This is a genomic window from Halobacteriovorax sp. CON-3 (genome assembly GCF_043196995.1).
GTDB lineage: Bacteria > Bdellovibrionota > Bacteriovoracia > Bacteriovoracales > Bacteriovoracaceae > Halobacteriovorax_A.
Genome location: NZ_JBEBNA010000002.1, coordinates 824382 through 848871 on the forward strand (window position 1 = coordinate 824382; position 24490 = coordinate 848871).

General features: G+C 38.0%; 23 protein-coding genes and 1 pseudogene. 17 read left to right on the forward strand and 7 right to left on the reverse strand.

The window, feature by feature from the left end; all coding sequences use genetic code 11:
• Positions 1-9: 9 nt before the first annotated feature.
• The 3 genes from ABMA72_RS14690 to ABMA72_RS14700 all read right to left on the reverse strand — a co-directional run bounded on the left by ABMA72_RS14690 (position 10) and on the right by ABMA72_RS14700 (position 2752).
• A complete protein-coding gene (locus tag ABMA72_RS14690; RefSeq protein ID WP_393057683.1) occupies positions 10-1167 on the reverse strand; it encodes a lipocalin family protein in 1158 nt (385 codons plus the stop codon).
• A gap of 125 nt (positions 1168-1292) precedes the next feature.
• Positions 1293-1898: an FKBP-type peptidyl-prolyl cis-trans isomerase gene (locus ABMA72_RS14695; RefSeq protein ID WP_392859777.1), complete on the reverse strand. Its 606-nt coding sequence runs from the start codon at positions 1896-1898 to the stop codon at positions 1293-1295.
• Positions 1899-1984: 86 nt separating this feature from the next.
• Positions 1985-2752, reverse strand: a complete 768-nt coding sequence (locus ABMA72_RS14700) for a hypothetical protein (RefSeq protein WP_393057685.1) — start codon at positions 2750-2752, stop codon at positions 1985-1987.
• A gap of 70 nt (positions 2753-2822) precedes the next feature.
• Between ABMA72_RS14700 and ABMA72_RS14705 the strand changes: the two genes are divergently transcribed.
• The 11 genes from ABMA72_RS14705 (at position 2823) to ABMA72_RS14755 (ending at position 13595) form a co-directional block, all read left to right on the forward strand.
• Positions 2823-3359 carry a DUF924 family protein gene (locus tag ABMA72_RS14705; protein WP_392859784.1) on the forward strand — a complete coding sequence of 179 codons (537 nt, stop codon included), beginning with the start codon at positions 2823-2825 and terminating at the stop codon, positions 3357-3359.
• A 14-nt stretch (positions 3360-3373) separates the two neighbouring features.
• On the forward strand, positions 3374-3703 hold the full coding sequence (locus ABMA72_RS14710; RefSeq protein WP_392859786.1) for a hypothetical protein: 330 nt from the start codon (positions 3374-3376) through the stop codon (positions 3701-3703).
• A gap of 33 nt (positions 3704-3736) precedes the next feature.
• Positions 3737-4069, forward strand: a complete 333-nt coding sequence (locus tag ABMA72_RS14715; RefSeq protein ID WP_393057687.1) for a hypothetical protein — start codon at positions 3737-3739, stop codon at positions 4067-4069.
• 49 nt (positions 4070-4118) lie between these two features.
• Positions 4119-5342 (forward strand): TolC family protein, encoded by a 1224-nt coding sequence (locus tag ABMA72_RS14720; RefSeq protein WP_393057689.1) that lies wholly within the window; start codon positions 4119-4121, stop codon positions 5340-5342.
• Positions 5339-5857 carry a hypothetical protein gene (locus tag ABMA72_RS14725; protein WP_393057691.1) on the forward strand — a complete coding sequence of 173 codons (519 nt, stop codon included), beginning with the start codon at positions 5339-5341 and terminating at the stop codon, positions 5855-5857. The genes ABMA72_RS14720 and ABMA72_RS14725 overlap by 4 nt, the downstream gene beginning before the upstream one ends.
• 17 nt (positions 5858-5874) lie before the next feature.
• The gene (locus ABMA72_RS14730) at positions 5875-8994 is read left to right on the forward strand and encodes an efflux RND transporter permease subunit (protein ID WP_393057693.1); all 3120 of its coding nucleotides are present in this window, start codon (positions 5875-5877) and stop codon (positions 8992-8994) included.
• A 173-nt stretch (positions 8995-9167) separates the two neighbouring features.
• Complete coding sequence (locus tag ABMA72_RS14735; RefSeq protein WP_103218086.1) at positions 9168-9950, forward strand: hypothetical protein; 783 nt, start codon at positions 9168-9170, stop codon at positions 9948-9950.
• 120 nt (positions 9951-10070) lie between these two features.
• Positions 10071-11183 carry a hypothetical protein gene (locus tag ABMA72_RS14740; protein ID WP_393057695.1) on the forward strand — a complete coding sequence of 371 codons (1113 nt, stop codon included), beginning with the start codon at positions 10071-10073 and terminating at the stop codon, positions 11181-11183.
• 33 nt (positions 11184-11216) lie between these two features.
• Positions 11217-11732, forward strand: coding sequence for a hypothetical protein (locus tag ABMA72_RS14745; protein WP_393057697.1), 516 nt, complete (start codon positions 11217-11219; stop codon positions 11730-11732).
• A gap of 372 nt (positions 11733-12104) precedes the next feature.
• A complete protein-coding gene (locus ABMA72_RS14750; RefSeq protein WP_393057699.1) occupies positions 12105-12725 on the forward strand; it encodes a hypothetical protein in 621 nt (206 codons plus the stop codon).
• 243 nt (positions 12726-12968) lie between these two features.
• The gene (locus tag ABMA72_RS14755; protein WP_393057701.1) at positions 12969-13595 is read left to right on the forward strand and encodes a hypothetical protein; all 627 of its coding nucleotides are present in this window, start codon (positions 12969-12971) and stop codon (positions 13593-13595) included.
• A 115-nt stretch (positions 13596-13710) separates the two neighbouring features.
• On the opposite strand, the gene ABMA72_RS14760 is transcribed toward ABMA72_RS14755, so the two are convergent.
• Complete coding sequence (locus tag ABMA72_RS14760; RefSeq protein ID WP_393057703.1) at positions 13711-14358, reverse strand: hypothetical protein; 648 nt, start codon at positions 14356-14358, stop codon at positions 13711-13713.
• A gap of 582 nt (positions 14359-14940) precedes the next feature.
• Here ABMA72_RS14760 and ABMA72_RS14765 point away from each other — a divergent pair.
• Together ABMA72_RS14765 and ABMA72_RS14770 are read left to right on the forward strand one after the other, a co-directional pair.
• A complete protein-coding gene (locus tag ABMA72_RS14765) occupies positions 14941-15549 on the forward strand; it encodes a hypothetical protein (RefSeq protein ID WP_393057705.1) in 609 nt (202 codons plus the stop codon).
• Positions 15550-15614: 65 nt separating this feature from the next.
• Entirely contained in the window at positions 15615-16352 is a 738-nt protein-coding gene (locus tag ABMA72_RS14770; RefSeq protein WP_393057707.1) for a hypothetical protein, read from the forward strand.
• A 97-nt stretch (positions 16353-16449) separates the two neighbouring features.
• On the opposite strand, the gene ABMA72_RS14775 is transcribed toward ABMA72_RS14770, so the two are convergent.
• Together ABMA72_RS14775 and recQ are read right to left on the reverse strand one after the other, a co-directional pair.
• Positions 16450-17088 (reverse strand): hypothetical protein, encoded by a 639-nt coding sequence (locus ABMA72_RS14775; RefSeq protein WP_393057709.1) that lies wholly within the window; start codon positions 17086-17088, stop codon positions 16450-16452.
• 91 nt (positions 17089-17179) lie between these two features.
• A complete protein-coding gene (gene recQ, locus ABMA72_RS14780; protein ID WP_393057711.1) occupies positions 17180-19063 on the reverse strand; it encodes a DNA helicase RecQ in 1884 nt (627 codons plus the stop codon).
• Between the two features lie 130 nt (positions 19064-19193).
• On the opposite strand from recQ, the gene ABMA72_RS14785 reads away from it, so the two are divergent.
• The 3 genes from ABMA72_RS14785 to ABMA72_RS14795 are packed head-to-tail and all read left to right on the forward strand — an operon-like array spanning position 19194 to position 22940.
• Complete coding sequence (locus ABMA72_RS14785) at positions 19194-19784, forward strand: arylesterase (protein ID WP_393057713.1); 591 nt, start codon at positions 19194-19196, stop codon at positions 19782-19784.
• Positions 19784-20461 carry an ABC transporter ATP-binding protein gene (locus ABMA72_RS14790; RefSeq protein ID WP_103218076.1) on the forward strand — a complete coding sequence of 226 codons (678 nt, stop codon included), beginning with the start codon at positions 19784-19786 and terminating at the stop codon, positions 20459-20461. Before ABMA72_RS14785 ends, ABMA72_RS14790 begins: the two co-directional genes overlap by 1 nt.
• Positions 20451-22940 carry an ABC transporter permease gene (locus ABMA72_RS14795; RefSeq protein WP_393057715.1) on the forward strand — a complete coding sequence of 830 codons (2490 nt, stop codon included), beginning with the start codon at positions 20451-20453 and terminating at the stop codon, positions 22938-22940. Before ABMA72_RS14790 ends, ABMA72_RS14795 begins: the two co-directional genes overlap by 11 nt.
• A 41-nt stretch (positions 22941-22981) precedes the next feature.
• Here ABMA72_RS14795 and ABMA72_RS14800 read toward each other — a convergent pair whose 3' ends face one another.
• The gene (locus ABMA72_RS14800; RefSeq protein ID WP_393057717.1) at positions 22982-23698 is read right to left on the reverse strand and encodes a hypothetical protein; all 717 of its coding nucleotides are present in this window, start codon (positions 23696-23698) and stop codon (positions 22982-22984) included.
• 250 nt (positions 23699-23948) lie between these two features.
• On the opposite strand from ABMA72_RS14800, the pseudogene ABMA72_RS14805 reads away from it, so the two are divergent.
• Positions 23949-24490, forward strand: a pseudogene (locus ABMA72_RS14805) (hypothetical protein); the annotation flags it as partial.

The window sequence follows — 24490 nt, forward strand, 5'->3', positions numbered from 1 at the left end:
TTTTCTTTTTTAAAATATCACGTCAGTTTCAACTGGATCTTTAATGACAAGATCACCATCGTGATCATCGTGATGATTATCACCGTTGTGATCATTGTGATGATCATTACCATCATGATTATCGCTATGACTATCACCATCTGTATGGCCATTAGGCTCAGTTGGTTCTACTGTTGGCTCAACTACTTCATACACAGGAGTTCTTTTGATGTACTCTGGTCTAAAGCCCTGATCAACTGCAATTTGTACTAGCTCTTCATATTTTGATTCTTCAATCTCTCTTTCACGAGTCAGGATGAAGAGGGTATTTCTATTTCTATCCGCTACGATTGCCTCAGTATATTCTTCATCGAGGTGGATGATCTGGTAATCTCCGCCACCAACTCCAAAGTATCCAAGTAGTGGTACAAAGCTAACCTTAAGTTTTGCATTCGAAATTTCATCAACAACTTTTGCATATGCCTTATCAACTTTTTCTTTTCCGTTAACTAGCTGGCAAGAATTCTTAACTCTAATTCTGTGGTGCTTAAGTGTGTACTCTGCCTTTGTTCCCTGACATCTTAGGTTAAAGAAAGCATCGTATGCACCCTGTTGGTACCAAGTTCCCAGGTAGCGAGAAAGATCAACATACTCAACAGTTTGAAAGTTATTAGCTGGAAGCTCTTCTGAAGGCATAAGAACTTCATTGATTTCGTGAACAATGATATTTCTATCGTGCTTCTTAAGAGTTCCAAGGCGTAGAGTACTTGAGTTTAGAATAAATTCCTCACTATCTTGATCCACAAGGATAACTCTTCCATGGAATGTCTTAACTTCTTTCTTCTGTCTAAGATCACTCTTGTCGTGGCGTCCGTAACCAATATGATAAAGAAGAAGTTTTCTAAGCTCTAGAGGGTTTGCTAGAAGATACTCAACTGTTTCAGGAGGTAGCTTCGCAAATGCTGCATCATTCGGTGCAAAGATTGTGATCGGATGATCAATCGTTACGATATCATCAAGGCCAGCAATGCGGGCCGCGCTTAAGAAATTTCTAAATCGTCTCGTGTGCTTCATCGCACCGACTGTTTCAGTTGTTGATAATTTTGTTTCATCTCCGCTTTTTCTTTCTGCTAGAGCAGTATTAAAGAAAAATGGTAGTGCTGCCAAAAAGATTAATACTTTTTTCATGAATCCTCCCATAAGTTATGGATGGAAATGTAGCTTTTTATTAACAATTTAGAAGTTTAAGTTTGGTTAAGAAAGGTTATAAGGAAGTTAAGAAAAAGGGCCAATGACTTGGCCCTTCTATAAACTTATGCGTTTGCTTTGATAAGTTGTACTTTGAAGATAAGAGTCGCGTGTGGAGGAATCTTAGCTCCTGCACCGTGCTCACCGTAAGCAAGCTCAGATGGGATTGTTAGTTCCCAAGAGTCTCCCTCTTTCATTAGTTGAAGCGCTTCTGTCCAACCCTTGATTACACCACCAACTGGGAATTGGATTGTTTGTCCTCTTTGGAATGAAGAATCAAATACAGTTCCATCAATTAGTTTTCCTTCATAGTGAACTTCTACTGTTGACTCAGCAGTTGGAGTTGCACCTGAACCTGCTTCTAGAACTTTATATTGTAGACCTGAAGCAGTTGTTGATACACCTTCAGCTGCTTTGTTTGTTTCAAGGTATGCACGACCTTCTTCAGCTAGCTTATTTGCTGCTTCAGCAAGTTGTCTTGCCATGTGCTCTTGGAACTCAGTCATTGTTTTTTGAGTTTCTTCTGGTGATAGTTGGCTTGCTTCACCTTTCATTGCAGATGATACTGCGTTTGCGAAAATTTCAGCGTTGATTTCCATTCCTTGTGCAACAAAATCAGAACCAATTTGGCGACCGATAATGTAGCTTACTTTTTCCATATGAGTTTCCATTAAATACCCTTTGTTTGGTTAAATACTACTAATAATAGTGTGAACCTTAGCATTTAATGGAGAACATGTCGAAAATTTGCATGTATTTAGCGCAATGTTCCGTTTTTCTCACCACCTGGATACCAACATTCTGGACGCTCTAGGTCTAAAATCCCGTTAATCATCGTGTCAAAGCGACATTGGGCCGCAGGGTAGTAAGACGGATCAGAATTAAGCTCTGTGGCCACATTTGATGAATAGGTCCCAAAACTTACCTCGTCACCATTGCTTTTAAAGAAGGCCTGATCAGCTTCCATTGCAGTTAGAAGTCTAAGACAAGTAAAGTACTCATGCTTATCTTGTTTTGAACAAAGATCTTTATAGATAGGCTTCTCTTTTACTTCACGTAATTCTGGAAGATATTTAAAGACAACTGCAAGACAGTCTTTCGTGGCAAAGTAATCAGATTGCCCTTCCATTGAAGAGTGATAGCCCATATTCATTGGATCATCCTTCTTAGGATCTCCACCAATACCGTGGCCGATCTCGTGACATGCCGTTAGGGCAAGCCCATCTGGAGTCATTCCCGCAAGTCGACCAAAGCCACCCATTAAGTAAATACGGTGTTCAATTTGATCTTCTTGATTTGTTGCCTGAACATATGAGGCATGGATCATATCAATATCCCACCAATACGAATCAGGTAAACCTGCAATTGGTAAGTTAATTTGTAAAACTTCATTTTGTGATGGGGCAAGTTCACTATAAGCTTGGTAGAGAGCATCTTTGACTTGCTCGTACTCGTCCTTGCTAACGGCCGCAAAGACTGATTTTGTTAGTGTAAATAAACAAACTAGAAGGATTAATTTTTTCATGAAAAGGTTCTACCCAGATTTCGAATTTTGAACAAGATATCGGGTAAAATTTCATTAAATAGGAGAGTTTATGTACCACGAAGTACTTGATTTTTGGTTTGATGAGCTTACCGACGAACAAAAGTGGATGAAGGATACCCGCATTGATCGCGAGATTGAGAAACGCTTTGGTAGGCTTCATACTAAGGCCGCCAAGGGAGAGTTATTTGAGTGGAGGGAAGAGCATCTTGGACGTTTGGCCGAAATCATCATTCTCGATCAATTCTCTCGCAATATTTATCGTGGTGATGCACGCTCTTTTGCCAGTGATGATATGGCCTTGGTCTTGGCCCAAGAGGCAATTCTCCAAAAAGCCGATGAAGGTTTTACGACAAGAAAAAAACACTTTCTCTATATGCCCTATATGCACAGTGAATCTCTTACAATTCAAAAAGAAGGGCTAAGGCTGTTTGAAAAATTGGATAATGATATGGCCCTTCAGTATATGCATCAGCATATGGGAATTATCGAACGTTTTGGACGTTATCCGCATCGCAATGAAGTACTCGGCCGAGAATCCACTCCTGAAGAGATTGATTTTTTGAAAATGCCAAATTCTAGTTTCTGAGTTATGATCTAAGAATGAAAGATGCAAAATTAGTGTGGTCTGATGAGGCCGGTGATTTAAGAAAAAAAAATAGTAAAAATAATTCTAATGAAGAAGTTAATGAATCTGAACTTGTTTTAAAAATTAGAAGACTAACTTCAGGAAAGGGAAGAGCGATTGTTGAAATTAGCGATCTTCCTGCAAATAAAAAATGGTGTCAGAAACTTGCTAAGGATTTAAAAAAATCTCTTGGTGTTGGAGGTGCCTTTAAAAACGACTATATCGAAGTTCACGGTGAAAAGCTTGATCAGGTTAAGGCGCACTTCGATAAAAAAAATTTAAAGTGGAAACAGACTGGAGGCTAGACTCCAATATCTGAGCATGTTAGTATTTTACTCATGATGCGAATTCTACTTTCTCTATTCACTGTCTTTATGATTTTTGTGAGCTTCACTCATGAGGCCCATGAAATTAAAGTCTCTGTGGATAATGCAGAAAGTACTAAAGTCGAGAAGTCTAAACTCGATCATCCAGAACATTGTGATGATCACGACAGTGGTTCTGATCATTGCCATATTCATTGCACAGGCCTGCACTTCCTGGCCAATCTCGAACATACTGTTCAATTAAAATTACCACTTCTTGAAATACATAAGACACAAACACCAAGATTGGATTTCTTCAAATCCCCATACCTCGACCCGGCAAAGAAGCCACCTTCTTTATCGTAAATTTTCAAATTTAAAGTTTTAACATTCTTATTTAAAAAGGATTAATGCGATGAATACTAGTCGAAGTAGCGTCGTGATTCTTGCAATGTGCATAGGCTTAAACACCTATGGACAGAGTTGTCGTATCACAGATGCTAATGAATTTTTGAAGAAAATTAAGTCAAATCATCAAGTCAATCACTTGGCAAAGGCCAATGAAGAAATACTTGATGGTGAAATTAATTCGGCCAATCAGGTTTATAACCCTGAGGTTGAAACAGAAGTCGTCTCTGCAGGGAGTAATGAAATCTCTTCCATGATTAAGCTAACTCAAACTTTTGAGCTAGGGGGAAAGAGAGGTTCACGTAAAGCATGGGCACAGAGATTAAAAGAGCTTGGAAGTCTTGAGTCGAAAGGTGAAAAGGAAAAGGTTGTTTTAGAAAATATTCTAAATATGTATCGCCTTAGACAAATTCAAGAACTCATTCCTGTCTATCAAGAATCTTACGATTCTCTAAAGAAAGTGCTAGATAAGAAGAGCAAGATTAGAAAATCATTATCACCAAGCCAAGAAGTCGAGTATGAGACTCTTTCGTTTGCGATGGATGATTACTACATTAGGCTATCAGAACTAATTGCTGAAAAAGCAAACCTACAAGTCCATTTAAAATTAAATGCAGGAAAGAATTGTGTTGTCACAAAAAGTGCTCTGCCAAAATTATTTAAGTTTAAAAAGATCAACTTAAAATCACTAGAGTTAAAAGATAGCACTGACTATAAGAAAGGACTCGCACAACTAGCCGTTGCAAAGGCCGAGTATGATGTCGCCAAGTCCAATGCTTATAGTGATCTTTCTATTGGGCCTATGTATGAATACTCCAAAGTTGATGATGAGAAAGAGCATGCCTTTGGTCTAAGCCTTACTTTTGACTTACCAGTTTTTAATACAAATGATGGAGCAAAGGCCAAGGGGATGGCCGCAGTTAAAAAAGGTGAGTATCAAATTCGTTATGATGAACTTGATCTTCAAATTGATCTTAGGAATTGGATTCAAAAATATCAACGTTATCAATCAGTTTACAAGAAAATGGTTTCTCAGGCCGTCTTAGAAAAAAAACATAAGAGAATAGAAAAGCTCTTTGATCGCGGTGTGATTTCAACATCGCTGATTATTGAGGCCCACAGACAAATGGTGGACTTTTCCATTAGGCGAAACGACTACGAAATGGGAGCAGTCGAAGCTTTATGGAATATCTATTTACTAAGAGGAACAATTCTAGAGGAACAAATATGAAAAAAATATTCTTACTAATATTACTGATAGGTTTAGTTGGTTGTGAATCTCATCATGACGAACACAAACACGATGAACATAAGCATGAGGAACATTCTGACCATGACGAACATGAGGAACATGATGAACATGAAGATCACGAAGGACATGACGACCACGACGATCATGGCCATGGACACGGGCATGGTGACGAAAAAACTGGTGAAGGCAAGGCCATCACAAAGGTTGATGAAACACACGGTTTTCAATTGTCTCATGAAGCTCAGAAGAGACTTGCTATAAAGACGACATCTTTTGAAAAGGGTTTTTATAATATTCCTGATAGCGCCTACGTGGTTGTTGGAAAGGAGCGCGCTCTTTATCGCAAGAGGGAAGGCTTCTTTAAGTTAATAGACGAGCATGAGTTAACGGGATCATTTGCTAAAGGTGATGAAATCGTTATTAGCGGCATCGGTCTTCTTCGCGTTTCAGATATCTTCTCGACAGATGAGTCTGAATACGGCCACGCACACTAAGGACGGGGGCAAGAATCATGATGAATAAAATAATTGAATTTAGTGTTCATAATCGTCTCTTTGTTTTTATTGCGACGGCCATTCTAATTATTGGAGGTATCTACTCATTTGATAAATTATCAATTGATGCCGTTCCGGATATCACAAATACCCAGGTGCAGGTTAATACTCCTGTTGAAGGGTTAACTCCTGAAGAAATTGAAAGAATGGTAACGTTTCCAATTGAGTCGGCCTTAACGGGAATGCCAGGAGTTGAGCAAACGCGATCTGTATCGAAGTACGGCATCTCACAGGTTACTGTCATCTTTAATGATGATGTGGATATTTTCCGTGCCAGACAACTTACTTCAGAGAAACTTGTTAATATTGATCTTCCTATAGGAATAAAACCAGAGATGGGGCCAATCAGTACAGGCCTTGGAGAGATCTTTCACTACTCCTTAAGTTTTAAGGGCGAGGTAAAAACTGAAGAAGAGGAGATGCTGAAGCTTATGGAGCTTCGCTCAATCCAAGATTGGTTGATCAAGCCAAGACTTCTAACTGTTAAAGGTGTGACAGAAGTTAATACAATTGGTGGTTATGAGAAGCAATATTTCATCCAGCCAGACATTGATAAAATGGCCCGCTTTGGAATTCACTTTGATGATATTGAAAATGCCATTGAGAGTACGAACCAGAATGTTGGGGGAGGATATATTCCTCAAACTGGTGAGCAACTTCTTGTTCGCGGTGTTGGTCTTTTAAAGAATATCTCTGATATCGAAAATATTGTTATCAAACGCCTTGGTTCTCTTGATATCATCCGTGTTAAAGATGTGGCCGTTGTTAAGTTTGATAAAGAGATTCGCACAGGAGCAGCAACTCATAATGGAAAAGAAGTTGTCATCGGCACGGCCTTCATGCTTCTTGGGGAAAACTCTCGTGCTGTATCAATTAGACTTGAAGAGCGTATCAACGAGATTAAAAAGGATCTTCCTTCATGGGTAAATCTCGAAATCGTTTATAATCGTTCGAATATGGTTAATGCTACTCTAAGTACAGTTGAGCATAACCTAATTGTAGGTGCCGGACTTGTAATGGCCTTTCTCATGCTTCTTGTGGGAAATATTAGGGCCGCAATTATTGTTGCTGCAACAATTCCAATTTCACTTTTAATTACTTTCATTCTAATGCGCTGGCAAAATGTTTCAGGAAACTTAATGAGCCTTGGTGCTCTGGACTTTGGGATCATTGTTGATGGTGCTGTTATTGTTATTGAAAATTGTGTCCACCGCTTACAAAAGAGAACAAACGAAATTGGACGTGCCTTAACACGTGCTGAAATTAAAGACCTTGTTGTGGAAAGTGCTATTGAAATCCGCTCAGCAGCTGGATTTGGAGAGATTATTGTTATTACTGTTTTCATTCCACTCTTTGCACTGACTGGGGTTGAAGGAAAGATGTTTGGTCCAATGGCCACAACTTTTATTATGGCCCTTGCCTCAGCACTTGTACTTTCATTCACCTTAGTACCTGCTCTAGCTGCAACTTTCTTAAGCTCTAATACAAAAGATCGTGAACCAAGAATCATGCTTCTTGCAAAAAAGGCTTTTGCACCAATTCTAGAATTGGCCTTAAGATTTAAAAAGACTGTCCTAGGTTTTGGCGTATCTGCTATTGCTCTCGGTGGAATTCTTTTTATGGGCATGGGCTCAGAGTTTATTCCTCAGTTAGATGAAGGGGACTTTGCTGTTCAGTTTATCCGTCCTGCTAATGTTAGTATTGAAAACTCAATTCACCTTCAACGCTTAAGTGAAGATGTTATTAAAGAGTTTCCTCAAGTAAAGACGGTCTTCGCAAGAACAGGAGCCGCCGAAATTAGTACGGACCCGATGGGTGTCAATATTTCGGACTCATATGTCATGCTTAAGCCTAGAGATGAGTGGCCTAAGAATGAACATATCAAAAACAAGGCCGAGCTTATGGAGGAAGTAAGAAAGGCCCTCGCCTTAAATATACCAGCTCAAGTGGCCATGTTCTCTCAACCTGTAGAGCTTCGCTTTAACGAGTTACTTGAAGGAACAAGGGCATCAGTTTCTGCTAAGGTTTACGGTGAAGACTTAAAAGTCATTGAAGAGATCGCCACTAAGGTTTCTGCGGCCATTGCAAAAACACCTGGTGCAGGAGAGGTTGAAGTTGAATCAAAAGGGCTCGCTCCAATGATTCAATACACGCCAAAGCTTGATGAACTAGCTAAACTAGGCGTAAGTAGTAAACCTGTACTTGATGTTATTTCAACTGCTATCGGTGGTGCCCAAGTTGGGGATATCTATGATGGAGTGAAGAAGTATCCGATCATGACTCGTTTGTCTGCAAACGAGAGGAAGGATGTGGAGACAATTTCAAATCTTCCAGTTGGAATCTCTGAAGGCTACACCGTTAAGATTAGTGATGTGGCCGATATTGAGCTTTCTGAAACATATGCATCAGTTAGTCGTGAAAACTCAGTTCGAAGACTTGCTATTCTTATTAATCCACAAACTCGAGATATCGAAAACTTTGTTAAAGTTGCAAAAGAGATTGTTGAAAAAGAAGTAACTCTTCCGGAAGGTTACTATATTGAATGGGGTGGAAGTTTTAAGAATCTTATTTCTGCTAAAGAAAGATTAAGTGTTCTGGTTCCTTTGGCCATGCTTCTCATTTTAGTTATGCTCTATGCGGCCTTTAAGAATTATGCACAAGTCTTACTCATTTTTCTTTGTGCACCAATGGCCCTTATTGGTGGTGTCCTTTCATTAAAGATTTTAGGATTACCATTTAGTATTTCTGCTGGGGTTGGCTTTATTGCTCTTTGTGGGATTAGTATTCTAAACGGTGTTGTTCTTGTGACATACTTTAATCGACTCTTAGCTGATGGAAAATCTCCTGATGACGTTGTGAGGGAGGGGACGATGGTTAGACTTCGTCCAGTTCTTATGACGGCCTTAACGGATATATTCGGCTTCCTGCCGATGATTTTTTCAACAGGGCTAGGGGCAGAGGTTCAAAGGCCTCTTGCTACAGTTGTCGTTGGAGGAATTATATCTGCAACACTTCTAACACTTGTTGTTCTTCCTTCATTGTATCGATTATTTATTGAGCAAATGAAGGCTAAATAAGCTCTAAGGTCTTGAAACTTAAGAGAAATCTTAAGTTTTAAGACCATTTCTCCCTGTTTAAAATAGGCGTCTAAATCTAAGACATCCATTGGCAAATTTTCAAATAACTCGATAGATTTCCTAGATATGATAATTTACTGCCAGACTTTTAAGAAGGTACAAGGGAGCCTGAATTGAATAAATTTATTATTGCCACAGCAATCACTTTATTAAGCACTCAAGCATTTGCATCACTATCAGTTAATGATGGCCTATCAAGTTGTCGCTTTTCAAATAGTGAAGCTGCAGTAAATTATGCTCGTGCACTTGAGGGTTCCACTAAGGCCGCTGCCTTACTTAAAAGAGGAGATCTTGCGCAGGTTGAATCTTGTTCAACGGCAATGACTGAAGCTCTTGCCAAGGGTGTAAGCTATAATGAATTAGCTAAGACTGTTAATACAAGCTTTAATCACCTTGAAAATGGAATGGAAATTACGATCGAGCTTCGTGGTAAGGATTTCTATGAGGTTAAGGGAGATGCTCTTACTGGAACAAAGTCGACAATTGAAGGTGACTTCGACATGGTTATTAGTGTTGAAGGCTCACGTAATGAAATCTCGCAAGGAGTTCCTACTAAGCAAATACTTAATAAAATGAAATTAAACGTTGTCTCTAAAAAAGCAGTTCAAATTATCTTTGAAGAGCATGAAATTGATATTGTGGTACCAGCAGTGGTTAAGAAGACTTTATTTGGTAAGCTAAAACAAATCTCAATTAGTGCAGAGAACTTAGAAAGAGCAATCGCTCCAGCTCTTACGGCCCAAGGCCTTGATTTAGCAGATGGCTTCAATTTGAATACCGAAAAAGGCTCATTCACAATGGACTATTCGGTTTCAGCAATGGATTGTGGAGTCAATCAGCTCGATGAATTCGAATGTGGCTCATCTTTTATCTTTCAATTATCAGCACAATTTTAATTGGCATAACTAGAGCGAGGCCATGTCGATGGCCTTGCTATCTTACTGATATCTTTAGATCTCTGACATAAATATTTAATAATTGATATAATTACTCCGTTAAGCGTATGGGAGATAATTATGAGGAACTCGATTATTAAGATCTTAGCGCTTGTTGGCCTCTTGGCGACAGCTCCCCAGACTCATGCAAAAATGATTGTGGAGAAAGAGGAGTACTCTGGCGAGGCCATCGTTGAAGAATTTGCTCTAAAGAATTTTTACCGCAGGTTTGTGGATATTACGGATAGCTATAATCAAAGACGCAAAGACCCTGAGGTCTATGCCCAGTCCTTTAAAAATATTAAAGAGCAACATAAGTATTTTCGCTGGCTAAAGAAGACTGGCATCGGTGAGCTCCCTCCTGCAACGATTAAAAACGGTGTGGCCACCATTAGAGTTGGTAACTACAAATTACAATATTCCATTGAAACTCTGGTTAAGAATCAATTTCTTTTGAATGAGCGTCCTGTTGAATTCAAGAAGCTTGATTTTAATAAGGCCTTTGATGAACTTGTTGAAAAAGTTAAGGCCACTCGAAGATTTACAGTCCTTGATCTTATCATTCCAACTGCCCATGCGGATGCCATGAGTGGACTTGAAAATACACTTCTGGCAACCATGCTCTATGTGAACTCGGACTTCGCTGAAAGAGAGTGGTGTATTTCTTGTGATGATGAAAATGCCGAGGTGACAAAGAAGAATCTTGAGAAGCTTCTAACAAGAGTCGATCAAATGCTTAACTCATGTGAAAATGAGACCGCCAAGATTGAAGATATTTATTCAAACCTTTCTTTCTTTGCAGGGGACAACGACCAGGGTGGCTTCCGCTCTGAGTCTGCAACAACATTAAAGAATCACTTTCCTACTATTGAAGGTGAGCTTAAGGACGTTTCTTGCGAGAAGCTCGTTTACAATGTGTACAAGGATGAAATTAATCCAGCGGATAGAAATCTCTTTGTAGAATACTACCGTTTAACACCAGAAAGACAGGCCCGCAATCAAAAGGCCGTGGCCAATTATAAGAGAATTGTAAAATCAAAATGTGATCGTATTGCAGCACTGAATGTATGTATGATCAGTAATTATTATGGAGCAGAGGATATTTATAATGACTCTCGCTCTCCTGGACAAAAGGAATACGATCGCCGTCGTAAGCCGTCACGAGAGTATCAGATTCGCGGTATTACTCAATAGGCAGCTTAGGAATTATGTGATAGAAAGACGACTATGGACCAATTACAAGAAACATTTGAAGAAATATTAGAAAAAGTAGAATTTAAGAAAATGGATCAATTTAAAGAGCTTCTTCATAAGTGTATCCACGTCTCTAATGACTCATCGAAAAGTACATATGCCGTATATGAAAATATGGTATTCAAACTCGATGCATTCTTTAAAGGCTTCGTTAATTTTCAAAATGAATTCGGTAAAGATAAGAAGTATATCGCAGCAGTTCATGCCCTTAGTGCCATCTGCTATGGCCTAGGAATTGATCTTGAAGACGAAGAGCTTTTCATCATTTACCATCTAAAAGACCAAGGTAAATTCAGAAAAAGAGAAAAAGACCTTCACTCAGAACTTAAAAACCTTTGGGCCGGTTATCCTTACAAGGAATTTGCCATGGCCGATGTGGACTTCTCTCACTCATTAAAAAACTTAATGCGTGCAAAATTCATCGACTACCGTCGCGGAAACCTTCATATCAATCAATCTTTGATTATACGTTTTAAAGATCGCTATTAAGCACCCGCAAAATTGACTGGCCAAAGCCAGTCTATTGTTTGCGGTGCTAGGCCCCAACTCTTTAGCTAGAGATTAGAGTCGAGAGCGAGGGTTCAAGCCCGAGCGGTTCGTCTCAGGGCCAATGGGAAAGTCTTCGCATAAAAAGAACGATATTTTCACGAAGTGAAAATGAGTAACAAATTTTATCCAAAAAAGATCTGTCATCGTTTTCTCATATACCCAATTTTCATAATTAAAATCTTTAGCATTTCTTGAGGTGGACATTCATCGCTCCCATCTTATTTAAACCTATTTCTGAGCTGTTAAACTAGTAATATTTAGGTATTGTTACCCGATAAGTAGTTATCGAATCTTGTTTTAGGGGTAATCAAATTGAAGTTAAAAGAAATTGTAAAAGCCATTATCGCTTGGTTTACACTTCCATTTTTATTGGCGAACGCAAAAATGTTACTACCCTTACTTGCTGTCGCTCCGTTTATGATTGGTATGACTATGGTTGCACTGATGAATGAGTATAAACGCAGTTACGATATTGACTATGAAGATAAAACGGAAGTTCTCGAAGGGGTGGATGCGAACAATAACGGGATGCGTGATGATCTAGAACGATTTGGAGAAGAAGTATATAAAGACTGGAACCCAATTGTTATGCGAGCCTATCATAATTGGCTGAAAAACCTATATGTTGTGATGAAAAAACGTGGGGTAGTAGAAGATAATGAAAAAATTAAGTACTTAAACTCTTTGTCTTGTTGGGTAAGCTTACAATACGATAAGAGATTGACTGATAGTCAGGTAGAAGACACTCAGAAAGATGAGTTCCTTCAAATTGCAGGCCTTGCTTTTAATACTAGAGGTAGAGAGTTGTATCAAAGAAAAGATTTTATATTTGATTTGAGTCTAAATGCAGACTCTTTTTATCGCTGGATATACCAGTGCGCAGATATTGGTATTACTGATCAACAAATATTTAAATTTCAAAAGTTTGAGTAAAAAAACGATGATGGAACGATAAGACGAATCAATGTATCGAAACGTAAGTATTACAGTGAAAAACCTGAGTTATATAAACACTATGTCGACTTTAATAAATATAAAGATAATTTAAAAACGAGGAAAGAAGTTTATGAAGAATTTTATAAATATCTTGATGATAATAATTAATCGCGAAAAAACACCTGGAGTGGATATTGGAAATATATGATTTGTATAATTCAGAAATAAGGAATGAGTTTAATGAGGAAGATTGTCTTAATTAGTTTATTGTTTATTCTTTTTGGTTGTAATCAAAAAGAAAAAAGTGAAGTTGCAAAGAAATCAAAAGAAGAAAAACTTTTAGAAGTTCAGGAGTGGATCGCTGAAACTCTTAGAGTTCCTGAAGCGAAGTATCTTTCTAAAAAGTGGGTATATGATACTTACGACTTGCTAGAGCTTAATTTAAATGATGAAAAAGCAGTTTATGAATGGCTTCGCAAGGAGAGTCTTTCTGAAGGGTGCTATTCGTATGCAGAAAGTTTGATGCCTAATGATGAGATCTCTTATAGGTTTCATCATGATGTTGAGTCGAGTAAGGCTTATCATTTAAAATTATATAAAAAAATTCTAGGTAAACAGTACAAAAAAAGATTGAGAATTAATAAACTGTACTACTTAAGGTCTAATAATGATTTCAAGAAATACCCGTATCAATTGTTTCCTGATAAATATTGTGAACTTCCGCATGAGTATTTGAGTGCTGTTTTAGTAAAGTATTATAGGGATTATCGAAATTTTACTAAAGATAAGATTGCGAAGTTTATGTCGAGAGGGGAGCCTGAGGTTAAAAAGCGCTGGAGGTTGATTTATAATAATTATAACAATTAGCCTGTTGCTCATTTTAGTTTCTTAGTTAAGTTATTCTTTGTCTTGTAATTCAAAGAAATAATGTCTTATAACGAAAAAATGAAAAAACTCCTGGAGCCGAATTCTTATAGCCGCTTTAAAATGTTTGAGTGAAAAATCGAGTTATTACTAGAGTTTTTTGATTGGTATTAGGAATAGAATAAGCTTCAATAAATATATCATAATATTTATCTTCATAATAAAAATACAGATCACTGGATGACTTTCCTTTTTTAAATGAATCGAGCTTTCCCAGAAGAAATTGAAAATGTCTTGATTCAAGCCTATTCCTTAACAATTCTTCCTTGTTTAAAAAATGACCAAAAGAACCAGGGTTATACTTTACTTTTGGAGAAATTAAACCTCTTAAGCAATCTATATCTTCTTTAGTTAAGCAATTCTTGAAGTCTGCTTTAAAGTCTTCCCACGTATTATGTATTCTTACTTCTTCGTTTCTTTTTAATTTATCAAGTACATGCTTAGGACAACCTATTTTTTTTATATTTCTTGCTTGGCCCATCGTAGCATACAATGATGCACATTCTCGGCTTTTAATATGATACATTGTCCCTTTGCCATACTTTAAGCGTCCTTTGCCTGTATCATTTTCAGGGAAGTAGATGAATTCATAAGCTGCGCCCATGTAGCCAGCAGAGCTTTCATATTTTTTTGTGTCAAATTCATTACTTGCTATTGCGTTAGTAGATACTATTATCAAAATTAGTAGTCGAATAATTATCCTCATCGCTTTCTCCTGATAAAATATATTGTAACATCTTGTGTTGTAAAAAAAAACAGGAGATTTTATTCACCTAGTTAAGTTGTAATGTGTATCAAAGTTCTTTCCTCTTTTTCTATCGCAAATAAATGATACCAGACTGCCTTCATTAGAAATGAAGGAAGTAGCACGTCTGAGTAACAAATCTCCTCGTACAACAGACTCACATTCATACCAATCAACTTTTCTCATATTGTTGGCAATTTTTTTGAGAGAAGTTCTAGTTTCTGGAATCTCTTTCTTTAGAATTTCTTGACTTTGACACTGCTAAATACGATGAACTCGGACTCAATATAACTTGTGTGGAAATAGGTAACATTCAGTTCATTTATACCCGATAATTATTTCATATATTTGTGAGTGAATGAAGTCTGTATTAGCGACTAAGAAGTATTTATGAATAGGAGGGCATTCTTGCTTAAATTCACGCTTTATTCAAAATCAATATTGATGATTTTAATCTTATTATTCTCTTCACCTTCGTATTCTAGAAGTGTTAAGCAACCATTTTCCTGGGATGTATTAATATTAAAGCTTAGAAGAGATTTTATGAATTGTGCTAAGCCCGTAGTAATTGATAATCGAAAGTTACGTAGTGGATGTGGAAAGGAATATCTTAAAGATTTTGATCTAGATACTTATAAGAAGTTTACACTTTCGATATCAGGTAGGGATATTCTCATTTTTAATTATGAAGGATTAAAGGATTTTAATGGTGAATTAATACATTATCGTTATATGGATAAGGATATTGTTAGAGTGTTCAGAAGTGTTTATCCGTTAGAAATTTATGAATACTGTAATTATAAGAAATTGAATTGTGAGAAACTTGAAATCGAAAATAGATATCCAAAGCTAACTGATGAAAAGATCGAAAAGTTATTAAATAATGAGAAGTATATAGCGATACCTACAAAATACTATTCGACTTCTGAAGACAGTGTTGTCTTTTCCTTTTTTAGAAATGATTTAGGCTACCATGATTTTAAATATGTGAAACTGAATAAGGGAAATAAGGCCAAAACATTCGAAGTCATGTTTTCTAGTCAGGACAAGTTTGAGATTATCAAATATTGTTTAAAGAAAGAAAATAAAGATACCTGCAAGAAAATTGAAGCTCTTAGGCCATATGTTCAAAAGTTTGAGTCGTATATTTGAATTAGTTTTAGGCATTCTCCGTTGGATAACGTCTACGATAAAACACCTAGAGAGAGGCATTGATAATGAATAATATTTTAAAAAACGTATTATGTATTTTTTGGATTTCGTTAGTCTTTGGAACTAACTCTGGCACTAGTAAGGATAAAGACCTCGAGCCAGAGTTCTTCGAAAGTTATAAAAAAGATACTAGATCATTTTTCTGGAACATTAATATGAATGTTCCTGTTTTAATATCTTACGCCTTCATTCCTGATAGTTTCCCCGAAATAAAAAAGGAGCTCTTTACTGATGCTCATAGGCGTGAAAGTAGTTTAAATTTATCAGGATACTTTTATCGATACAAGACAGGAGATTGTATCAGAGTAGAGCAAGAGGGAATTGCTTTAAAGTCTTATAATGTTGTTTCATGCCCGGAAAGGGTTTCTGAAGAACTATTATATGTTAAAGGATATGATTCACTTGAAGAGATTCTAAAAGAATTTAAAAGATGTGCATTAAGTGAGAAGGCTAAGGAGTGTGTTCATTATTTTATAAACCCTTCATATAAATATGAAAGACAAATTTCTAGTGTAATTCATAGTAGGCTTTATTTGAAAGAATATATTCTAACTAAGAAACGTTTGAAAAATATTATCGATAGACTTGGACAATTAGAAATAGATAAAAATGAAGGAGTTGCATACTTAAGATTTGTTGTAGACGACGAACACTATGGTGTAGGATTTACTAAGTCAAAGAGTTATAATAATAAATGGATTATTGAAGGTATCAATATTTCTCCAAATGATACTGCTGATTAACTAAACGCTTAAAGATAATTATACTTATTCGGATTCAATTCAATGAGTTTATCAAGTTACATTGAAGGATGTTCTTTCTATCTTTTTGACAAGAGTCTTAATCGGAACTAGTAGTAAAACTTTTTATTATTAAAAACTTTTCGTTATTTGATTCTATAGACCCTATGTAAATATTATGGTCGGCTACCTCTAAAGTGTAATAAATGCCAAAGCCTGTGTCGAATTTTTTGAAGTTGTTTAGTTTGTTTAAAATAAGTTTGAAGTCTTTTTTCTCAAGCTCATTTCTTAATAATTTTTCCTTCTTCAAGAAGAAGCCTGGTGCATTTGGTGAAATTCTAACATTTGGAGAAATCAAGCCGCGCAGACAAATAAGGTCTTCTTTTTGTAGACAGTTTTTTAAGTCATTTTTAAAAGAGGCCCAATCGTGATGTTTTCGCATTTTTTTGTCTAGTTCGAGTTTTTCTAAGACATGCTTTGGGCAGCTTATCTTTTTTAGTGGATGTTTGTCTGTATCTAGTAAGTTGATTGATGCACATTCTTTAGATTGTTTATGATAAAGCGTCCCTGGTCCATATCTAAGGAGGTTTTTTCCATCATCATTGTCAGGGAAAAAAAGTAGTATGCCTCCACTACCTGTGACTTTATCTAGAGTATTGTATCTTGCAATACCATAGTCTTCTGCAAATGTTGTACTTGCTAGTAGTAAAATTAGGCTTTGAAGTATTACTTTTTTCATTCAATCTCCTCTATATGTAATTTTACCACATAAATTAAATTTAGAGGAATCCGTAGATGAATATAATTGTTATCTTCGCGTAAGAAGTAGTTTAAGCATCCCCATTTAACGCTTCAAGGAAAATCTTCCCAAAGCGCTGAAGCTTCTTAGGTCCAACCCCATAGATGCTTTCGAGATCATCGAGAGTTTGTGGGCGTTGGGCGGCCATCTCCATAAGAGTCTTGTCTGGAAAAATCTTAAAGGCCTGTGTGCGTTTTTGTTTGGCAAGTTTAGAGCGTAGAACTTTTAAATTCTCATACATTGTTTTATCAGTTCCATCATTTGGCCTATATGTGGCGACAGCTTTCTTTCTTGTGGTGGCCTTCTTGCGAACTGCTTTCTTCTTTGTTGCTTTTGTTTTTGTCGCAGCCGACTTTGATGCTGGCGCACCTTTTTTAAAGTCTGCACGAATCATGACTTCTTTGCGATCTTCGATAACGTCGATGGCCGATTGAGTAAGTTTAATCTCTGAGCTTCCATCCATAATCATCTTAAGATGGCCTTGGGCAATTAGTTGGCGACAAAGAGAATAGAGGAAGCCTTCGTCTTCTTTACTCGCATAACCAAAGCTTGTGATATGGTGGTGGCCATTTTTTTGAATGACGCCAGAAATATTTCCTTTGAGAACATCGACGATATAGTGGACGTTGTAGCGCTGGTCAGTTTCATAAACACAAGTGAGAACGGCCTTGGCAATTTCAGTTGCATTAATAAGCTTTTGCTTAGTCTGTTCACTTAAGCAGATATCACAATTACCACATGGGCCTTGATAGGGGTCATTAAAGTAATTAAGAAGAACTTCACGGCGACAAGTTGTGGCCTCGCAAAAACCAAGAATGGCATCAAGCTTTTCTTCATTTACGCGGCGACGAGCTGCTGCGCCAACGCCTTTATTAGCAATTCTTTTTAAAAGAACAAGATCTCTTAGTCCATAGAACATTAAAACTTGAGAAGGGAGGCCATCTCGTCCTGCTCGTCCCGTTTCTTGATAGTAGGACTCAAGACACTTTGGCATATCCATATGGGCAACAAAGCGTACGTCGGCTTTATCAATTCCCATTCCAAATGCAATGGTTGCCACAACGATGACATTCTTTTGAGTGATAAATTTCTCTTGAACTTTTTCGCGGTAACTGGCACTCATTCCCGCATGGTAGGCATAGGCCTTAAAGCCTGCTTTAACTAATTTGTCTGCACATTCTTCGACACCTTTACGTGAAAGGCAGTAGACGATTCCAGATTGGCCATCAAGATTATCTTGAACAAATTGCGTGAGACGATAGAAGTCTTTTTCTTTCGTTGTCTTCTTTTGAACTTCGTATGTAATATTTGGTCGATCAAAAGAGCTGATAAAGAGACTTGAGCCATGGAGGTTTAGGCAGCGAATGATCTCTCCACGTGTTGCTTCACCGGCCGTTGCGGTAAGTGCAATGCGAGGGATGTCTGGAAATTTCTTTGTGATCATGCCAAGCTGCATATACTCAGGTCTAAAGTCATGGCCCCATTGAGAAACACAATGGGCCTCATCAATGGCAAAGAGAGAAATCTCAATGCGATCTAAGATTCGCTGAAAGTATTCATTCATCATACGCTCTGGCGAGACGTAGAGGATCTTAATATTTCCATTGAGAAGATTTCCCACAATATCATCCTGTTCACTATGAGAAATTGAAGAATTTAAGTAGGCCGCTTCGACGCCTTTTTCAATGAGGGCGTCAACTTGGTCTTTCATAAGAGCGATGAGGGGAGAGATAACAATGGCCGTCCCAAAGCGGGCAAGTGCTGGAATTTGATAGCACAAAGACTTCCCACCACCTGTTGGCATGAGGACCAGTGCGTTATTTCCTGCAATGACACTTTCCACAATCTTTTCTTGATTGCCGCGAAAGGCATTATAACCAAATATTTTTTGAAGTATCTCGATTCCTTGACTCACTTATCTAGTTTAACTGATGAAAGAGGGCCAGCAAAGCATTAATAAAGGCTTTGTTAAATCTTTGTAAAAAAGCGAAATGAACTTCGCTATTTTTGCTGTGATGCCCTAAAATAATATGATTGGAGTTGTTATGAATAAATTTTTACTAGTTCTATTAATTGGCCTTTCAACATTTGCTGCGCCAAAAGTTCTCTTTCTCGGAGACTCTCTTACTGCCGGTTATGGAATTGATCCAGAGAATGCCTATCCAAATCTTGTGAAAGATATCTTAAAACAAGAAGGCATTGAAATTGAAGTGATGAATGCAAGTATTAGCGGTTCTACTTCAGCTTCTGCTGTTTCTCGCCTTAAGTGGTCACTAAGAGGAAAGCCTGATGTCATGTTACTTGCCCTTGGGGCAAATGATGGGCTCCGTGGAATAAAGCTTCATTCAACAAAAGAGAATTTAAAAAATGCTATCAAGCTTGCAAAGAGTAAGGGTGTAAAAGTTATTTTGGCTGGAATGCAGATTCCACCAAATTATGGGCCTGAGTATACGAAAGAATTTCAAAAAATGTTTCCTGATTTAAAGAAAGAAGAGGGAGTTACACTACTTCCATTCTTACTTAAGGATGTAGCAGGACAGCGTCAGTATAATATTGACGATGGCATCCACCCAAATGAGGAAGGACACAAGATTATTGCAAAGACGGTCGCACCGTTTATAAGGAAAGCTTTATAATGACTGAATTAGTATTATCACTTAAAGAAGTTAGAAAGGATTTTTCTCAAGGAGAAGAAATCCTCAATGTTTTAAAAGGTGTTGAGCTTGGAGTTAGCGAAGGGGAGACCATCGCAATCCTAGGTAAATCTGGTAGTGGAAAATCAACTCTCTTATCACTCTTATGTGGAATTGATGATGCCACTAGTGGTGATATTTCATATCGCAATAATTCACTTAAAGATCTAAATAGTGAAGAGATCACAGATCTTCGAGCAAAGCATATTGGTGTGGTCTTCCAACAATTTCATTTATTAGAACATCTAAATGCATATGAGAATGTCCTCTTACCACTCGAGGTAAATGGCAATGGCCATCAGAAAGATCGTGTGGATTACTTTCTTGAAAAAGTAGGGATGAGTCACCGAAAGACGCATTTTCCAAATCAATTAAGTGGTGGAGAGAAGCAGCGAATTGCCATTGCTCGCGCTCTCGTTACTCACCCAGGTGTTCTTCTGGCAGATGAGCCAAGTGGAAGTCTTGATGAGAATACTGGTGATGAAGTTATGAATTTAATCTTTGATATCGTTCGCGATGAAAAGATGAGTCTTGTCCTTGTCACTCACGATAAGGATTTAGCAAAGAGGTGTGAGAAGATTTATCACTTAGAAAATGGAGTGCTAAGTCTTGAAGCTTAAAATGGTTATGCGAGAGCTTAGAAGCTCTCCAATGTTCTTTATCATCTTTATTCTAAATCTCTCGATAGGAATGGTTGGACTCTCAACCATTGAGGTCTTTAAGTCCTCTTTTGATAGTGCTTTAACGGCAAAGTCAAAATCTCTTCTTGGTTCTGATATTTCAGTAAGCTCGCGAATTGCGATCACGAAAGATAGCTTAGAGATTGCAAAGTCTAATCTCGACTATAGTGAGATGACTCGCAACCGCTCACTCTATTCGATGCTCTTTAACGGCGAAAAAAGTCGACTCGTCAATATACGAGGACTTGGCCACGGGTTTCCTTTCTATGGTGATATCCTAGCAAAGAGTGGCAAGAGCTTTCGTGATTTAAAAGATAATGAAGTCTTTATTTACCCTGAACTTGTTGGGCAACTTGGACTTGATCTTGGCAAAGAAATTAAGATTGGTTCAAAAGTGTTTAAAGTCGCGGGGATTGTCGAAGAAGATGGTTCTGCAGGTTTTTCCATGGGACAGCTGGCCCCAAGACTCTATCTAAAGAATGAGGTCTTAGATGCTACTGATCTTATCAAACCTGGAAGTACCATTTGGCGAAGTTTACATTTTAAGATGGCCAAAGAATTAAGTGACAAAGAACTTGTTAAAGCGGAAAAGGATTTAAAAGCTAAAATAATCGATTCATCAATTCGCATCCGATCTCCTCAGTCTAATTCTGAAAGAGTGGGGCGTTCAATGGATTATCTCGCTGACTTTCTTGGGCTTGTTTCTCTATGCGGGCTATTTTTAGCAGGGCTAGGCCTCATCTACCTCTTTAGAGGCTTTCTATTAAAGAGAAGAAAGGATTTAGCAATTCTTGGCTTTATTGGTATGAGAAAGAAAGATATCTTTAAGATCTATACGTTAAAGCTTTTCTTTCTAGGCCTATTTGGTTCACTTTTAGGAATTGCGATTGGGACGGCATTTAGTCCCGTTATTCAAACCATGGTCAGTCGAAATTTAGGAATTAATTTTGCTCTTGAATTTAGCCTTTCTACTTTCTTTGTCACAATGGCCGTAGGGGTTGCCTCTACAATTGTCTTGGCACCAGCTCTTATTATTCCTTATTTAAGAGTCGATCAAAAGGCACTCTTTGATCATGATACGAGCTTATCTAATAATATTTCCGATTACCTGCTATTTATCCCAATTGTACTTTTTTATTGGGTGATGGCCATTTACTTGTCTGAAAGCTTAATTGTTGGTAGTGCATTCATTGCAGTCTTCCTACTTATTGTGGGGGTCTTCTTTCCTGTGGGAAGTTTTATTCTTTCATGGCTTGGAAAACTTAATCCAAAACTTAGCTTATCATCTAATATGGCCTTTAAGTATGTGACTCGTCATAAGATTTCAACTTTGTTTATCTTCTTATGTCTGTTCATTTCAACGAGTCTTATGACTCTTATCCCTTCAGTTAAGAATATCATTGGAGCGGAACTTTCGATGCCTGCAGAGGAGCGCCCTGTTTACTTCCTCTTCGATATTCAGCCTGAACAAGTTGAGGAGCTAAAAACTTTTGTTTCTCAGAAGAAGCTAGATCTTCTCAATATCAGCCCAATGGTTCGTGGGCGACTCGTAAAGATTAATGGTGAAGGTTATAACCCAGAAAAACTTGGGGATTTAACAAGAGAAGAGCAAAGGGAGCAACGTAGTCGTAATCGCAGTGCTAACTTAAGTTACCGCGATCATCTTGTAAGAGGTGAAGAGATTGTCGAAGGGCGTATGCCTAAGCGCTTTGACTTTGAATCTGATGAAGTGGCAGAAGTTTCTTTAGAGCAGCGCTATGCGAGTCGATTGGGGATTAATCTTGGTGATGAGCTTGAGTATAATATTCTAGGGATGCCTATTATTGCTAAAGTTGTAAGCTTTCGCTCTATTCGTTGGACGAGCTTCTTGCCAAATTTCTTTATCTCATTTGGCCCAGGTGTTCTTGAGGATGCTCCAAAGACTTTCATTGCGGCCATTGGAAAAGGCGAGGGCGATGTTAATGATCAGCTTCAATCAGACTTTGCGGCCAAGTTTCAAAACGTGTCTCTAATTGATATTCAAAGCTCTCTTAAAAGGGTTGCGACAATTATGGAGAGTATCACAAAGATTCTCGTTACAATGAGTTTCATTGTCTTTCTTGTTGGACTTCTTGTGATCTACTCTCTCATTGCACACCAATTAGAGTCTCGCCGAGAAGATATCTCTCTTATCAATATCATTGGGATTCGTTTTAGTGAGATTAGAAAGTCCATTATGAAAGAGATGGCCTTAATGTCTGTGAGTGCCGTTGTTGTTGGAGTTACTCTTGGACAGCTTGTGACTTATGCTGTTGCAAAACTTCAATTCGATTTAAATTATATTTTCAGCTCTACTGAAATTATCGGTTTTGCTATTTTAATCATCGTTCTTTCAATCTTAATTTCTTTTTCTTCATTTAATCGATTCATTCGAAAATAAAAAAAGGGCCACACTATGCGGCCCTTATATAAGTATTGAATCTACCAGTTATATCTTTCAGCACAGAAATAACGGTAATCGTATTCATAATCATTCAGTTCATCGCGCAGATCTGCACAAAGGTCGTATCCAGTTGAACAAGAGAATGAGTAAAATGTTCTCTCAACTGAATCGCTCCAGCTATCAACAAGCTCGTAGTTACACGTATCATAGGCGCTGTAACGGTGACGGTATCCATTGTAGATAAAGTATGGGTAGTCGTAATCCCAGTAGTAACCATCAACATAAGAGACACTAATTCTTAGCCAGCGGTTATTATAAACATAGATTGGTCTTACTGTTCTGTGATAGTCACGGGCCGTTGTCCAACGACGATTGTGTCTTACATAGTCACGGTTTGGTGTGTGACGGTAGCGGCGGTAAGCGCGTGTCGGATCAGGTCTTGTTGTGCGACGATCGTCATATCTTCTGTCGTCGTAGCGTCTGTCATCATAACGTCTGTCATTGCGACGGTCATCGTAGCGTCTGTCATTGCGACGGTCATCGTAGCGTCTGTCATCGTATCTTCTATCATTTCGACGATCATCATATCTTCTGTCACGTTGTCTATTTTGACGTGAGTCTCTATTGTATCTAGCATCACGTGAGCGACGATTTCTTAATTCGTCATCATTGTTATTTCTTCTTCCTCTTTCTGGTGCAGCAAAAGTCGTTGCTGTCAGGGCCGTAAGCACTAATAGTAGAACCAATTTTTTCATAAATCTCCCTCTGAGTTTTAATTGAATTTGGCCAGTTCTAACGTGGAGGGTGACTTTTTTGAAATTAAAATTTTGTTTAGCTAAAGAAATTTACTTTCTTACATCTATTCCTATGGGAAAATAAATAGATAGCTCTATTTCTTACATTGCACTGTGTAGAAAAGTTGATGTGAGTGGCAAAAAGAACCGGCGAATTTACATAATATGTGATAATTAACTTTAATAATTTTCCTTTAGATTAGAGAGCTTTATGAACATATTTATATTGGTTTTGGCGCTTACATATTCGATAGCTACTCTTGCTAATCCATCTGCGTCTGGTTGTAAAAGTCATGTTAATAATCCAAATTCGCAACATTATTCATTTTGCTTACAGCTTTTAGGTCTAACTCCACAACAGGCCCAGGTTCCAAGTGGTTCACAGACTCCACCGACAACAACACCTGGGCAAACAGTTACTCCACCAGTCATTACGCCTCAGATACCAACTCCGCATCAGGTGCCGAGTCAAATACCGAAGCCGCAGCCGCAGGTGAATCCTAATTTGAATCAGGTGCCGAAGCCGCAGCCGCAGGTGAACCCAAGTTTAAATCAAGTACCGAAGCCGCAGCCGCAGGTGAACCCAAATTTAAATCAGGTGCCGAAGCCGCAGCCGCAGGTGAACCCAAGTTTAAATCAAGTACCGAAGCCGCAGCCGCAGGTGAACCCAAATTTAAATCAGGTGCCAAAGCCGCAGCCGCAGGTGAATCCTAATTTAAATCAAGTACCGAAGCCGCAGCCGCAGGTGAACCC

What these genes read in the sequence shown, in the direction of transcription:
- ABMA72_RS14690 (WP_393057683.1), bottom strand. Translation starts at nt 1,167, where the DNA reads ATGAAAAAAGTATTAATCTTTTTGGCAGCACTACCATTTTTCTTTAAT.
- ABMA72_RS14695 (WP_392859777.1), bottom strand. Translation starts at nt 1,898, where the DNA reads ATGGAAACTCATATGGAAAAAGTAAGCTACATTATCGGTCGCCAAATT.
- ABMA72_RS14700 (WP_393057685.1), bottom strand. Translation starts at nt 2,752, where the DNA reads ATGAAAAAATTAATCCTTCTAGTTTGTTTATTTACACTAACAAAATCA.
- ABMA72_RS14705 (WP_392859784.1), top strand. Translation starts at nt 2,823, where the DNA reads ATGTACCACGAAGTACTTGATTTTTGGTTTGATGAGCTTACCGACGAA.
- ABMA72_RS14710 (WP_392859786.1), top strand. Translation starts at nt 3,374, where the DNA reads ATGAAAGATGCAAAATTAGTGTGGTCTGATGAGGCCGGTGATTTAAGA.
- ABMA72_RS14715 (WP_393057687.1), top strand. Translation starts at nt 3,737, where the DNA reads ATGATGCGAATTCTACTTTCTCTATTCACTGTCTTTATGATTTTTGTG.
- ABMA72_RS14720 (WP_393057689.1), top strand. Translation starts at nt 4,119, where the DNA reads ATGAATACTAGTCGAAGTAGCGTCGTGATTCTTGCAATGTGCATAGGC.
- ABMA72_RS14725 (WP_393057691.1), top strand. Translation starts at nt 5,339, where the DNA reads ATGAAAAAAATATTCTTACTAATATTACTGATAGGTTTAGTTGGTTGT.
- ABMA72_RS14730 (WP_393057693.1), top strand. Translation starts at nt 5,875, where the DNA reads ATGATGAATAAAATAATTGAATTTAGTGTTCATAATCGTCTCTTTGTT.
- ABMA72_RS14740 (WP_393057695.1), top strand. Translation starts at nt 10,071, where the DNA reads ATGAGGAACTCGATTATTAAGATCTTAGCGCTTGTTGGCCTCTTGGCG.
- ABMA72_RS14745 (WP_393057697.1), top strand. Translation starts at nt 11,217, where the DNA reads ATGGACCAATTACAAGAAACATTTGAAGAAATATTAGAAAAAGTAGAA.
- ABMA72_RS14755 (WP_393057701.1), top strand. Translation starts at nt 12,969, where the DNA reads ATGAGGAAGATTGTCTTAATTAGTTTATTGTTTATTCTTTTTGGTTGT.
- ABMA72_RS14760 (WP_393057703.1), bottom strand. Translation starts at nt 14,358, where the DNA reads ATGAGGATAATTATTCGACTACTAATTTTGATAATAGTATCTACTAAC.
- ABMA72_RS14765 (WP_393057705.1), top strand. Translation starts at nt 14,941, where the DNA reads ATGAATTGTGCTAAGCCCGTAGTAATTGATAATCGAAAGTTACGTAGT.
- ABMA72_RS14770 (WP_393057707.1), top strand. Translation starts at nt 15,615, where the DNA reads ATGAATAATATTTTAAAAAACGTATTATGTATTTTTTGGATTTCGTTA.
- ABMA72_RS14775 (WP_393057709.1), bottom strand. Translation starts at nt 17,088, where the DNA reads ATGAAAAAAGTAATACTTCAAAGCCTAATTTTACTACTAGCAAGTACA.
- ABMA72_RS14785 (WP_393057713.1), top strand. Translation starts at nt 19,194, where the DNA reads ATGAATAAATTTTTACTAGTTCTATTAATTGGCCTTTCAACATTTGCT.
- ABMA72_RS14790 (WP_103218076.1), top strand. Translation starts at nt 19,784, where the DNA reads ATGACTGAATTAGTATTATCACTTAAAGAAGTTAGAAAGGATTTTTCT.
- ABMA72_RS14800 (WP_393057717.1), bottom strand. Translation starts at nt 23,698, where the DNA reads ATGAAAAAATTGGTTCTACTATTAGTGCTTACGGCCCTGACAGCAACG.